The 11,578-nt window shown below is 72.3% G+C and carries 12 protein-coding genes; 8 read left to right on the forward strand and 4 right to left on the reverse strand.

Going from position 1 to position 11,578, the window contains the following annotated elements; translation table 11 throughout:
• Positions 1-598: 598 nt before the first annotated feature.
• Positions 599-1,417, forward strand: coding sequence for an LLM class flavin-dependent oxidoreductase (locus AB0M59_RS21390; RefSeq protein ID WP_364617457.1), 819 nt, complete (start codon positions 599-601; stop codon positions 1,415-1,417).
• On the opposite strand, the gene AB0M59_RS21395 is transcribed toward AB0M59_RS21390, so the two are convergent.
• Positions 1,371-2,315: a threonine/serine dehydratase gene (locus tag AB0M59_RS21395; protein WP_364617459.1), complete on the reverse strand. Its 945-nt coding sequence runs from the start codon at positions 2,313-2,315 to the stop codon at positions 1,371-1,373. The genes AB0M59_RS21390 and AB0M59_RS21395 overlap by 47 nt on opposite strands.
• 84 nt (positions 2,316-2,399) lie before the next feature.
• Between AB0M59_RS21395 and AB0M59_RS21400 the strand changes: the two genes are divergently transcribed.
• Positions 2,400-3,284: a LysR family transcriptional regulator gene (locus AB0M59_RS21400; protein WP_364617461.1), complete on the forward strand. Its 885-nt coding sequence runs from the start codon at positions 2,400-2,402 to the stop codon at positions 3,282-3,284.
• Here AB0M59_RS21400 and AB0M59_RS21405 read toward each other — a convergent pair.
• Positions 3,274-4,197: a LysR family transcriptional regulator gene (locus tag AB0M59_RS21405; protein ID WP_364617463.1), complete on the reverse strand. Its 924-nt coding sequence runs from the start codon at positions 4,195-4,197 to the stop codon at positions 3,274-3,276. The two genes, AB0M59_RS21400 and AB0M59_RS21405, sit on opposite strands and share 11 nt — an antisense overlap.
• A gap of 73 nt (positions 4,198-4,270) precedes the next feature.
• On the opposite strand from AB0M59_RS21405, the gene AB0M59_RS21410 reads away from it, so the two are divergent.
• The 3 genes from AB0M59_RS21410 to AB0M59_RS21420 are packed head-to-tail and all read left to right on the forward strand — an operon-like array spanning position 4,271 to position 6,694.
• Complete coding sequence (locus AB0M59_RS21410; protein ID WP_364617465.1) at positions 4,271-5,179, forward strand: DMT family transporter; 909 nt, start codon at positions 4,271-4,273, stop codon at positions 5,177-5,179.
• Between the two features lie 37 nt (positions 5,180-5,216).
• A complete protein-coding gene (locus AB0M59_RS21415; RefSeq protein ID WP_364617467.1) occupies positions 5,217-6,113 on the forward strand; it encodes an NAD(P)H-binding protein in 897 nt (298 codons plus the stop codon).
• Complete coding sequence (locus AB0M59_RS21420; RefSeq protein ID WP_364617469.1) at positions 6,110-6,694, forward strand: CPBP family intramembrane glutamic endopeptidase; 585 nt, start codon at positions 6,110-6,112, stop codon at positions 6,692-6,694. The genes AB0M59_RS21415 and AB0M59_RS21420 overlap by 4 nt, the downstream gene beginning before the upstream one ends.
• Here AB0M59_RS21420 and AB0M59_RS21425 read toward each other — a convergent pair.
• Positions 6,691-7,749: a serine hydrolase domain-containing protein gene (locus AB0M59_RS21425; protein ID WP_364617471.1), complete on the reverse strand. Its 1,059-nt coding sequence runs from the start codon at positions 7,747-7,749 to the stop codon at positions 6,691-6,693. The two genes, AB0M59_RS21420 and AB0M59_RS21425, sit on opposite strands and share 4 nt — an antisense overlap.
• 154 nt (positions 7,750-7,903) lie before the next feature.
• Between AB0M59_RS21425 and AB0M59_RS21430 the strand changes: the two genes are divergently transcribed.
• Together AB0M59_RS21430 and AB0M59_RS21435 are read left to right on the forward strand one after the other, a co-directional pair.
• Positions 7,904-9,688: a glycoside hydrolase family 76 protein gene (locus AB0M59_RS21430; protein ID WP_364617473.1), complete on the forward strand. Its 1,785-nt coding sequence runs from the start codon at positions 7,904-7,906 to the stop codon at positions 9,686-9,688.
• Positions 9,689-9,702: 14 nt separating this feature from the next.
• Positions 9,703-10,314: a precorrin-3B C(17)-methyltransferase gene (locus AB0M59_RS21435; protein WP_364617475.1), complete on the forward strand. Its 612-nt coding sequence runs from the start codon at positions 9,703-9,705 to the stop codon at positions 10,312-10,314.
• Between the two features lie 3 nt (positions 10,315-10,317).
• Here AB0M59_RS21435 and AB0M59_RS21440 read toward each other — a convergent pair whose 3' ends face one another.
• On the reverse strand, positions 10,318-10,800 hold the full coding sequence (locus tag AB0M59_RS21440; RefSeq protein ID WP_364617477.1) for a MarR family winged helix-turn-helix transcriptional regulator: 483 nt from the start codon (positions 10,798-10,800) through the stop codon (positions 10,318-10,320).
• Between the two features lie 82 nt (positions 10,801-10,882).
• Between AB0M59_RS21440 and AB0M59_RS21445 the strand changes: the two genes are divergently transcribed.
• On the forward strand, positions 10,883-11,524 hold the full coding sequence (locus tag AB0M59_RS21445; RefSeq protein ID WP_364617479.1) for an NAD(P)H-dependent oxidoreductase: 642 nt from the start codon (positions 10,883-10,885) through the stop codon (positions 11,522-11,524).
• Positions 11,525-11,578 lie beyond the last annotated feature (54 nt).

Below are 11,578 nucleotides of genomic sequence, written 5' to 3' on the forward strand. Positions count from 1 at the left end.
ATGGTCTGGTAGTCGGCGACTTATGGTCGTACCCGTGGTGGGTCCGGCTCGGTCGTGTGTGAATTCGGCTTGCCCATTGCGTTTGGGTGCATCGCCACTGTCGTCCGGTAGTCGGCGGCTCATGGTCGTACCCGTGGTGAGTTCCGCTCGGTCGTGTGTGAACCCGCCTTGCCCATTGCGTTTGGGCGCATCGCCACCGTCGCCCGGTAGCCGGCGACTTATGGTCGTACCCGCGGCGAGTCCGGCTCGATCGCGTGTGAACCCAGCCTGCCAGCCGCGCCCGAACGTAGCGTCATCGTCGTCGGGTAATCGGCGGCTCGTGGTCCGCGTCTGCGGCGAGTTCGGCTCGACCCGTGTCACTCCGGCAAGAGCCATCGCGGATACCTCGGTGCCAACGTGTCGAGGCCCTGGGGCAAATCCGAACCGACCGAAGCTCGCAAACCCGGCGTACACCCCGACTTGCGCCCACCGCCACGGTGGCCGGCTACTCGAAACCGCCGCAAGTCCGCCCGATCGAACCCAACCACCGCCCCCGTGGTGGCACCGCCGACCTCCCCGGTGGTTTGATCGAAGTACCAAACAACTTGGGGGTGCTTCGATGGCCAAAAAGGCGTTCCGGTTCGGCGTGGTCGCCGGCGCGACGGAAGGCGGTGCGAAATGGCTGCAGACCGCCCGGCGGGCCGAGGAGCTCGGTTACTCCACCCTGCTCTGTCCCGACAACCTCAACCTGCCGACCCCGACCGCCGCGCTCGCGGCTGCCGCTGCTGTGACCACCGACCTTCGGGTCGGGTCCTTCGTTCTCGCCAGCCCGCTTCGCACAGCGCGGGCCGCCGCTTGGGAATCGCACAGTCTCGCCGTCGTCACCGGTAACCGGTTCGAGCTCGGGCTCGGGACCGGGCTGCCCACCATGCGGCAGCAAGCCGAAGAGCTCGGCCTTCCCTACGGCTCGGGCCAGGAGCGGCTCGACTCGATCTCCGAGACCATCGACCACGTCCGCCGGCTCGATGGCGACGCGCAGACGCCCGTCATGATCGCTGCCGGTGGGCCGAAAGCTCGCCGGCTTGCCGGGGCGAAAGCCGACATCGTCACGCTGGCCGGGGGCGTCTTGACGACCCGCGAGGAGATGGCCGGCTACGTCGAGGAGATCCGGGCCGCCGCCGGTGATCGCGATGTCGAGCTCGGGCTGAACATCTTCGTCGTCGGGGAGCAGGTGCCGCCGTGGATTCGGGGGTTCATCGGGGTTGATGCCGAAACGCTCATCGAGCACGACTCGCTCACCATGATCCGTGGCAGCGTCGACGACATGGCCGCCGAGCTCGAACGGCGGCGCGACGAGCTCGGTGTCTCCTACGTCAGCGTCAACAGTGCCTTCATCGAGGAGTTCGCGCCGCTGGTGGCGCGGCTGTCGGGGAAGTGAGCGTCGCCGGGTCGGTGTTCGCGCCGCACAGCAGGACCGCGACGCGTTCGCCCGGCTCCGGGCGGTAGGCGCCGGTGAGCAGCGCTGCGTACGCCGTCGCTCCGCCGGGCTCCACCGCCAGGCGGTAGCGGTCCCACAAGGTCGTCCTCGCCGAGACGATCGCCGCGTCGTCCACCAGCAGCGATGCCACGTCCGTGCGGGACGCCACCGCGAACGCGATGTCGCCGAGGCGGGACGCGCCGAGGGAGTCGGCGGCGATGCCGGACACCTCGACCGAGACGGGCGAGCCCGCGGACAGGGCCGCGTGGAGCGTCGGGGCCGTGCGCGGCTCGACGCCGACCACGCGCGCCCGGCCTTCGACCGCCGCCGCGATGCCGGCCAGCAGCCCGCCGCCGCCGACCGCGACCAGGATCGTGTCCAGCCCGTCGATGTCGGCCAGGAGTTCGAGGCCCACCGTGCCCTGGCCGGCGCAGATCTCCGGCTGGTCGTACGCGTGGCAGAAGAGCGCGCCGCGGTCCGCCGCGTCCTTCACCGCCGCGTCGTAGGCGTCCGCGTACTTGTCGCCGACCAGCTCGACGGCCGCGCCCAGCTGTCGCAGCTTCGCCACCTTGACCGCCGGCGCGTTCGCCGGGACGTAGACCCGCGCGGCCACCCCGAACTCCCGGGCGGCGTACGCGACGGCGAGCCCGGCGTTGCCGCCCGACGCGGCCACCACCCCGGCCGCCGAGAGCTCGCCCGCCGCGATGATCCGGTTGAAGGCGCCGCGGGCCTTGAACGACCCGGTGTGCTGCAGGTGCTCGAGCTTGAACCACACGCCGTCGTCGGCGAACACCGGCGTCCGGCGGATCCGGCCCTCGATGCGCGCGGCGGCCTGCTCGACGTCCGAAGTGCTGATCATGCGCTCCAGCATGCGCGCGGACCGTCGTAAGCACCAGCGCCGTCTCCTACGCTGGCCTTAGCAACGCTTACGGCTGGAGGCTCCGTGCTCGACGCTCACCGCTTGGCCCTGCTCGCCGAGGTCGCGCACGCCGGGTCGATCGCCGGCGCCGCTCAGCGGCTGTCGTTCACGCCGTCCGCCGTCTCGCAGCAGCTGGCCAAGCTCGAACGCGACGTCGGCGCGCCCGTGGTGCACCGCAACCCGCGCGGTGTCACGCTCACGCCGGTCGGGGAGGCGCTGCTCAGCCACGCGGAGACCATCGTCGGGGAGCTGCGGACCGCCGAGCGGACCGTCCGCGCCCTGCTCGACGAGGAACCGGCGCAGCTCACCGTCGGCACGTTCGCCAGCGCCGGCATGACGCTCGTCCCCGCCTCGCTCGCCGGATTCCGCCGCGACCACCCCGCGGTCGCGCTGCGGCTGCTGGACCTCGAACCGCCCGATGGGTACGGGCTGGTCAGCTCGCGCGATCTCGACCTGCTGATCACCCACCGCTATCCCGGCGCGCCGCTGCCCGACCCGCGCGGTTTGACGAGGTCGCTGCTGCGCTCGGAGCGGTTCCGGCTGATCCTGCCCGAGGGACACCCGAAAGCCCGCGCCCGTCGGCTCACGCTGCAGGCGCTCGCGGGGGAGGACTGGATCTCCGGCAGCCCCGGCGTGCCCAACCGCGTTTGCCTCGACGAGCTCGCCGACGCCGCCGGGGTCACCCTCACCGTGGCCTATGAAACCCGGGACTACCAGGTGATCCTGGCGCTGGTCGAGGCCGGGCTGGGGGTCGCGTTCGTCCCGGAGAGCGTGCTCGCCCGGATGGGGCCGGCCCGGATCGAGGTCCGCGACGCCGCCGACGCCCGGCCGGCGCGGGACGTCTCACTGGTGCACCACCGGCGGCCGGGAAAGCTCGTGACCGAGATGATCGAGCGGCTCAGCGGGTGAGTTGCCCCACGCTCTCGAACCGCGCCGAGGCGGCCCTGAGCGCGTCCAGGCACGCGCGCACCGCGCCGCGATCCTCTTCACCCGCCCGGCAGATCGCGTAGATGGTCCGGGTCAGCGCCGGGCGCGTCGCCAGGATGCGGACACCCTCGGGCTGCGGCTCTCGGGCCAGGCGCGGCACCAGCGCCGCGCCGACGTTGCCCGCCACCAGCGCCAGCTGCGTCGGGTAACCGCCGACCGTGCAGCTGATCCGCGGCTCCAGCCGTTGCTTGCGCAGCACCTGCACCAGCCACTCGTAACAGCCGGACCCCTGACTCCAGCCGATCCACGGCAGATCGTCCACGTCGGACAGATCGACGGTCTTGCGGTGCGCGAGGCGGTGCCCGGCGGGCAGGGCGAGGTCCGCGACGTCGGAGAACAACGCGATCCGCGTCGTCGCCGGCGGGAGCACCGTCGGCCGGTCCTCCCAGCTCTCCAGCACCGCGACGTCGAGGTCGCCGCCCAGCACGCGGGGCATCGTCTGCTCCGCCTCGCCTTCGTGCAGCGTCACGGCCAGCCGCGGGTGCTGCGCGGCGAGCGTGGCCAGCGCCGGCGGCAGCAGCGCGTGCACCGTCGTCGGGATCGCGCCGACCCGCAGCGGCCCGATGACGTCCTCGCGCAGCAGCTCCAGGTCCGCCTTCGCCTCGGCGATCTGCGCCAGGATCCGCTCGGCGTGCCCGGCCAGCACCTGGCCCGCCTTCGTCAGCCGGACGCCCCGGCCGCGCGGCTCCAGCAGCCGCTGCCCGGCTTCGCGTTCCAGCTTCGCCAGCTGCTGCGACACCCCCGACGGCGTGACGTGCAGGGACGCGGCCGCCGCGGCGACCGAGCCCTGCGTGGCGACAGCGTGCAGCGCGCGCATCCGCTCGATTCCGAACACGGTAGTGATGCTACCGAATGAGCCGCAGAAACATTCGCTTGTCCTTGATAGTCGTCACCCGCAGGCTGGAACCGTGACCACGACCGCGCCCCGACTCACGACCATCCCCACGCCGTTCACCGAGCGCTTCGACCCGCGTCTGCTCGCCGCGCTCGGCAGCTTCTGCATCTCCCTGTCGTCGGTCTTCATCAAGGTCTCGCACGCCAGCGGCAGCACGAGCGCGTTCTGGCGCTGCCTGCTGGCCTTGCCGGTGCTGCTCGCGCTCGCCGTGCGGGAGCGGCGTAGGTCGGGGCCGGCACCTCGCGTGCTCCTCCCGCTGCTGGCCGGCACCGGGCTCGGCCTGGACTTCGTGCTCTGGGGCGAGGCGATCCCGCGGATCGGCGCCGGCATCGCGACGGTGCTGCTCGCCGTCCAGGTGATCATCGTGCCGCTGCTGGCGTTCGCGTTCCTGCGGGAACGCCCGGCGAAGCAGTTCCTCCTCGCCGTGCCCGTGCTGCTCGGCGGTGTCGTGCTGGCCGGCGGGTTCGCCGAGAGCGGATCGCTCGGCCCGGACCCGGTCACCGGTGCCGTGTTCGCGATGCTCGCCGGCGCGGGGTACGCCGTCTACCTCTTCCTGATCCGGCTCAGCGGCGGCGCCGGTGCGCAGGCGCAGTCCCTGGTGCTGGCGACGCTCTCCGCCGGCGTCGTCGCCGTCGTGCTGGGCGTCCCGACCGGCACGCTCGACCTGAGCCCGAGCCCGGCCACGTTCGGCTGGCTGGTCGCGCTCGCCGTGGTGGGTCAGCTGATCGGCTGGATCCTCATCTCCGCCGCGCTGCCCCGGATGTCGGCCACCACCGGTGCGACGCTGATGCTGCTGCAACCGGTCGGCGCGGTGCTGCTGGGCATCGGCCTGCTCGGGGAGACGCCGAGCGTGCTGCAGCTCGTGGGCTGCGCGGGCGTGGTCGCGGCGGTCTGTTTCGCCGGGCGGACGCGCCGCGGGTGATCTGCGGGCCGAGCGCGTCGCGGCTAACGTCCCCGGTATGCGTGTGCTGGTGGCCGGGGCTTCGGGGTTCGTCGGCGGCCGGTTGTGCCCGGTGCTGGAAGAAGCGGGGCACGACGTCTTCGCGATGACGCGCCACCCCGCGAAGTACGAAGGCGCCGGGACGCCCGTCCGCGGCGACGTCGCCGACGCCGGATCCCTGCGGGACGCGCTCAAGGGCACCGAAGCCGCCTACTACCTGGTGCACTCACTCGACAGTGCGGACTTCAAGCAACGCGACGCCGACGCCGCGCGCGCGTTCGCCCAGGCGGCGTCCGACGCGGGCGTGGGCCGGATCGTCTACCTCGGCGGCCTCGGTGACGACGACGACGCGCTCTCGGAGCACCTGGCCAGCCGACGCGAGGTCGAGCGGCTGCTGGGGGAGACCGGCGTGCCGGTGACCGTGCTGCGCGCCGGGATCGTCATCGGCCACGGCGGGACGTCGTGGGAGCTGACCCGCCAGCTGGTGGAGCACCTGCCGGCGATGGTCACGCCGCGCTGGGTCGGCACGCGCACCCAGCCGATCGCGATCGCCGACGTCGTCCGCTACCTGGCCGGCGTGCTCGAGCACCCGGAGGCGGCGGGCCGCACGTTCGACATCGGCGGGCCCGAGGTGCTGGCCTACCGGGACATGCTGCAGCGGGTCGCGGCGATCGAGGGGCGGCCGCTGGTGATCGTGCCGGTGCCGCTGCTCTCGCCGCGGCTGTCGTCGTACTGGCTTTCGCTGGTGACCGACATCGACGTCACCACCGGGCGGGCGCTGATCGACTCGATGACGAACGAGGTCGTCGTCCGCGACGACGCGATCCGCCGGATCGTCGAGTTCGAGCCGATGGGCTACGACGAAGCCGTGCTGCAGGCCCTGGGCGAGCGGGCGAAGAGCCGGCGGCCGGCGTGAAGAAGGCTCTCCTCGCCGGAGTGACGGCCGTCGGTTCCGGCCTGCTCGGCGCGTCCCTGGCCAGCCGGCCGGGTTCGCGGCGGTTCCACGTCCTCACGGCGTCGGTCGCGGCGACCTGGTTCGCCGGCGCCGGACCGGTGAACCGCGGTCGCCCGGACGTCGTGCAGCCCGTGCTCGCCGGCGTCGGTGCGTTCGGCGTGTTCTACGGCTGCGCCCTCGTTTCCCGCCGCATCCCGCCGCTGCGGCGCGCGATCGCGGGCGTGCTCGACCACGCCCACCGCGGTTCGACGTCGTCGGTGGCGGCGACGACGCTGGTGACGGGCGCGGCGGAGGAGTTCTTCTTCCGCGGCGCGCTGTACGACGCGTTCGGCGGCCGCGGGGCGACGGCGCTGTACGTCCTTTCGACGACGGCGACGCGCAACCCCGCGCTTGTCCTGGCCTCGACGGTGATGGGCACGCTCTTCGCCGTCCAGCGCGGCCGGGCGGGCGGGGTGCAGGCACCGGTGCTGACGCACGTGGTCTGGTCGGCGCTGATGCTCGCCTTCATGCCGCGACTGTTTCCGTCGGAGGGCGAGAACTAGATCCCGTCGTAGGCGGCCATCACCACTTCCAAGCCGCGGGCGTACCCGTTGTCCCAGAGGGTCTGGTTCATCACGTACGACACCACCAGGTGGTTGTCGGCATCGACGAGGACGATCGAACCACCCCAGCCGCCCCACGTGCACGTGTGGCCTTCCAGCCGGAAGCCCAGGCCGTACCGCATCGGCGCGCCGAGGACGCGGTCCTCGCCGTGGAACTGCTCTTCGAAGACCCGCTCGGCGCCGGCCGGTGACAACAGCCGTACGCCGCCCGAAACTCCCTCGCACGCCAGTACCGACTGCACCGCCGCGACCGAGCGCGCGTTGCCGTATCCGTTGATGGCGGGCAGTTCCGCGCGCCGCCAGGCCTCGGGGTAGGAGTCCGAGACGCCGACCAGGAAGCCCGGTGGCTTGTCGCCCTGGGGATCGGGGATCAGCGGGGCGACCCGGTGGTCGTGCTCGGCGGCCAACCCGATGTGGAAGTCGGCGCCCAGCGGTCCGGCCACCTCCTCGGCGAAGAACGTGCCGAGGCTGCGTCCGGTGACGCGGCGGACGACTTCGCCGACCAGGAACCCGAAGGTGACGGAGTGGTAGCCGCCCGCGGTACCGGGCTCCCACGCGGGAGTCTGCGCGGCCAGCCGCGCTGTCACGGCCGGCCAGTCGAAGAGGTCGTCGACCGCGATCGGGCCGTCGAAGTCCGGCAGGCCCGCGGTGTGCCCGAGCAGGTGCCGGACCCGCGCGGTTCCCTTGCCCGCGGCCGCGAACTCGGGCCAGTACCGCGCGACCGGCGCGTCCAGGTCGAGGTCGCCGCGGTCGGCCAGGACCAGCGCACAGAGCGCGGTCATCGTCTTGGTGGTGGACCAGACGTTGGTGATGGTGTCCCGTTCCCACGCGATGGTGCGAGCGGTATCGACGTACCCGCCCCAGAGGTCGGCCACCGGCTCGCCGTCCACGAACACGGCGACCGAGGCGCCCACGTCGTCGGTGTCCAGCGACGCCGCCAGGACGTCGCGAACCTTGTTGAACCGTTCCTCGCAGCTACCGCTGATGTCGGTCACGGCAGCCAGCCAACTCCGTCCGGCCCGGTCACACCACTCATTTTCCGGGCGGACAACCATTGTCCGGAACGAGCCAGAACCGGGCGGAATCCTTCAGAATCGGGCGCCGGCTTCCTATGCTGGAACGAACCCCGGTGCGTGGAGAGGGATGTCGATGCGGACATTGCTCGTGCTGCTGCTCGTCCTCGGTTCCCTGACCCCGATGTCCCGGTCCGCCGCCGCGGCCACGGCGGTGTGCGTGACGTCGTGCGACACCCTCGACCCGGCGCGGGCCGCGCGGGAGAGCTTTCCCTTGCCCGACAAGGTGATCAACGGCCGCGTGCTGCGGCTGCACGCCTCCGACCCCGACGGCATGGCGTGGGCGAGCATCGACAACGGCGTCGCCGGCGACGCCGTCTGGCTCGACCGTTCGTGGGACGGCGGCGCCACCTGGGAAGGCCTGCTGGGCAAGGCGAGCATCCCGAGCACGTGGACCGGCACCCGCACGCTCATGTACAACCTCACCGACCCGCAACACCACCGCCGCGGACTGGTCCGGGCGTGCGGGGACGCGCAGGGCGTCGCGTGCACCGCGTGGATCTACCCGGACGTCTGCGACGTCGCGTGCGACCGCAGCGCGCCCGGTGCCGGCGACAGCCAGCCGGTCGCGCCGGCGACGCTCTTCGGCCGCACGATCCGGCTCCACTTCGACGGCCGGGGCTTGGCGTGGGCCGGGATCGAAGCCGGCGGCGCCGGCGACGAGATCTGGCTCGACCGCTCCTGGGACGCCGGCGCGAGCTGGCCGGACGGCTCGTCGCTGGGCCGCACGAGCGTCGCCTCGGGCGCCACCGGCACCCGCACCACGGCGTTCGCGACGCGCGATCCGCGTGGCCGGCTCTACGGCGGCGCGGTGCGCGCTTGCGGCCGCGAAGTCACGCACACGCAAGGAAGCTGCACGGCCTGGGCGCGGCCGGCGACGACCCGCGCCGCGGGTGCGCTCGACGCGCTGATGTGGTCCCACGACCCGTACACCGCATGGTGGCCGTCGAGCTGGTGGAACTCGGCGGTCGCGGTGACGGCGGTGGCCGACGCGGGCGGGTTCGACACCGCGCTCGCCCGGACCTTCGACGTCAACCGGGTGGCTTTCCCCGCCGGGGCAAGGAGTTCCGACGCCATCGAGGGCGACTTCGTCAGCCGCGCCATCGACGACAGCGCGTGGTGGGGCCTGGCCTGGGTCGCCGTCTACGACCGCACCCACGACCCGCGCTACCTCACCGAGGCGACGACGATCGCGAACTACGTCCACGGGTTCTGGGACATCGGCAGCTGCGGCGGCGGGGTCTGGTGGAACCGCGAGCGGACGTACAAGAACGCCGTCACGGCCGGGCTGTACCTGCGGCTGACCGCGTCCCTGCACAACCGGCTCGGCGGCGACACGGTGTGGGGCCAGCGGGCCAGGACCGCGGGCGACTGGTTCCTCGACAGCGGCCTGATCAACTCCTCGGGCCTGGTGAACGACGGGCTGACGTCGTCGTGCGCGAACAACGGACAGACCGTCTGGACGTACAACCAGGGCCTCGGCATCGGCGGGCTGCTGGAGCTGTGGCGCGGCACCGGTGTCCAGTCCTATTTGGACGCGGCGAAGCGCCTGGCGGACGCGGCGATGGCGCGCCTCACCTCCGGCGGCGTGCTCGTCGAGTCCTGCGACACCGGCACGGGGTCCTGCGACGACAACCAGAAGCAGTTCAAGGGCATCTTCATGCGCTACTTCGGCGACCTGGCCACGGCGACGGGCTCGGCCACCTACCGCGCGTTCGCGCAGAAGCAGGCGGACGCGCTGTGGGCGGGTGATCGTGACTCGCTGAACCGGATCGGCCAGCGTTGGACCGGCACCACACCGAACGTGACGGACTGGCGCACCCAGGCTTCCGGGCTCGAAGCGATCCTGGCGGCCGGATAGGCCCGCACGCCAGAATGGGCAGCGTGCGGATCCTCCTCTTCGCGGCCGTCGCCGTGCTCGTCACCGGGTGCCAGGCCGAGGTCGTGGGTCAGGCCGCGCCCACCGGCTTCATCGTCAAGGACGGCACCCAGCTGCGGTTCCGGCCGGTCCTGGCCGAGCTGCCGCCGGGACCGCCGATCGGCTCGTCGACCGAGCGGCAGAGCACCGATCCGCTCACGCAGCAGGCCTCCGCGCAGGCGTTCGACTGCGCGCAGGGGCAGCCGGACCCGCTGGACGGGCGCGACGACCCGGCGCTGCCGTTGGTCACCTGCGATCGCGCGCAAGGCACGAAGTACGTCCTCGCTCCCGGCTTCCTCAGCGGCGCCGACGTGAGCCGCGTGGACGCCGCCCTCGATCCGCGGACGGGGAGCTCGGTCATCAACCTCAGCTTCACCACCGCCGGGGCGGAGACCTGGGCGGAGTGGACCGGGCAGAACATCGGCAAGCAGGTCGCGATGGTGCTGAGGAGCCGCGTGCTGACCGCGCCGGCCGTGCAGTCCGCCATCACCGGCGGGGAAACGCAGATCACCGGGAAGTTCACGCTGCCCGAAGCGCGGCAGCTGGCGCGCGACATCGCCGGCGGCTGAGCTTCAGCAGGTCGGCGGCGGCTGGATGGCTTCCGTGCAGGCTTCGAACTCGGTCTTGTTCGTCGCCTGCTGCAGCAGCGTGTAGAGCGTCTCGCGCTGGTCGTCGCTCAGTCCGCAGAACACCTCGTCCTCGACCGCGGCGAGCGCGAACTCCGCCCGGGCGAGCAGCTTCGCGCCGACGTCGGTGAGCTCGACGACGTGCCGGCGGCGGTCGACGGGGGAGCGGCGCCGCTCGATCAGGTTCTCGGTTTCGAGGTCGTTGAGCAGCCCGACGACGTTCGTGCCGTCCATCTCGAGGGTCTTCGCCAGGTCCTGCTGCGAGCTGCCGTCCTGGTCGCGCAGGACCGTGAGCGCGATCAGGTGGCGCGGCCGCAGCCCCAGGGGATTCAGCACCGACTCGCTGCGCAGCTGCAGCCGGCGCGTGAGCTGGCCGAGCAGCGCCCCACAGCGGTGGGGCGGCTGGTTGACGACCGGCAGCGAGGTCATGAGCCCAGTATATGGGCACACGGATGGTCGATGTGCTATTAATGGTTTGTCTTACACAAACGATCCACGGGCGGCTAACGACATGGCGCATCTCCTTCACATCGACTCGAGCATCCAGGGCGAGCGCTCGGTGAGCCGCCGGCTCAGCGCGCGGGCCGCGGCCGCGTGGCGGGCCGCACACCCGGACGGCACGGTCACCTACCGCGACCTGGGCGCGCACCCGCTCCCGCACCTCGACGCCGAGAGCGGGGCGGCCCGCGCGGTCCCGCCCGAGCAGCACACGCCGGCCCAGGCCGCGTCGTGGGCGCTGACGCAGGAGCTCATCGGCGAGATCAAGGCGGCCGACACGGTGCTGCTGGGCCTGCCGGTCTACAACTACGGCGCGCCGAGCAGCGTCAAGGCGTGGGTGGACCACCTCATCGCGCCCGGGCTCTCGGTCGACCACGAGACGATGACCGGCCTGCTCGGCGGCCGCGACTTCATCGTGCTGGCCTCGCGCGGCGGTGGCTACGGCGAGGGAGCGCCCCGCCAGGGCTGGGACCACGCCGAACAGTGGCTCCCGCACGGCGTCTCGCTGACGGGCCTGGAGCCGCGGTTCATCACCGCGGAGCTGACGCTGGCCCACGTGAACCCGGCGATGGCGGAGCTCATCCCGCTGGCCGACGCGAGCCTGGCGACGGCCGAGAAGACCATCGACGACCTGTGGGTCCCGGCCCATGTCTGACCGGCCCGAGCGCCCCAAGGTGGCCTTCGGTGCGTTCAACGGTCCGGCGGTGTT

Origin of the sequence: Amycolatopsis sp. NPDC051371 (assembly GCF_040682155.1) — a bacterium.
Lineage (GTDB): Bacteria > Actinomycetota > Actinomycetes > Mycobacteriales > Pseudonocardiaceae > Amycolatopsis.

Bases quoted from the DNA above. Each gene is read 5' to 3' on its own strand.
- AB0M59_RS21395 (WP_364617459.1), bottom strand. From the start codon at position 2,315: ATGATCAGCACTTCGGACGTCGAGCAGGCCGCCGCGCGCATCGAGGGC.
- AB0M59_RS21445 (WP_364617479.1), top strand. From the start codon at position 10,883: ATGGCGCATCTCCTTCACATCGACTCGAGCATCCAGGGCGAGCGCTCG.
- AB0M59_RS21390 (WP_364617457.1), top strand. From the start codon at position 599: ATGGCCAAAAAGGCGTTCCGGTTCGGCGTGGTCGCCGGCGCGACGGAA.
- AB0M59_RS21435 (WP_364617475.1), top strand. From the start codon at position 9,703: ATGGGCAGCGTGCGGATCCTCCTCTTCGCGGCCGTCGCCGTGCTCGTC.
- AB0M59_RS21415 (WP_364617467.1), top strand. From the start codon at position 5,217: ATGCGTGTGCTGGTGGCCGGGGCTTCGGGGTTCGTCGGCGGCCGGTTG.
- AB0M59_RS21430 (WP_364617473.1), top strand. From the start codon at position 7,904: ATGCGGACATTGCTCGTGCTGCTGCTCGTCCTCGGTTCCCTGACCCCG.
- AB0M59_RS21440 (WP_364617477.1), bottom strand. From the start codon at position 10,800: ATGACCTCGCTGCCGGTCGTCAACCAGCCGCCCCACCGCTGTGGGGCG.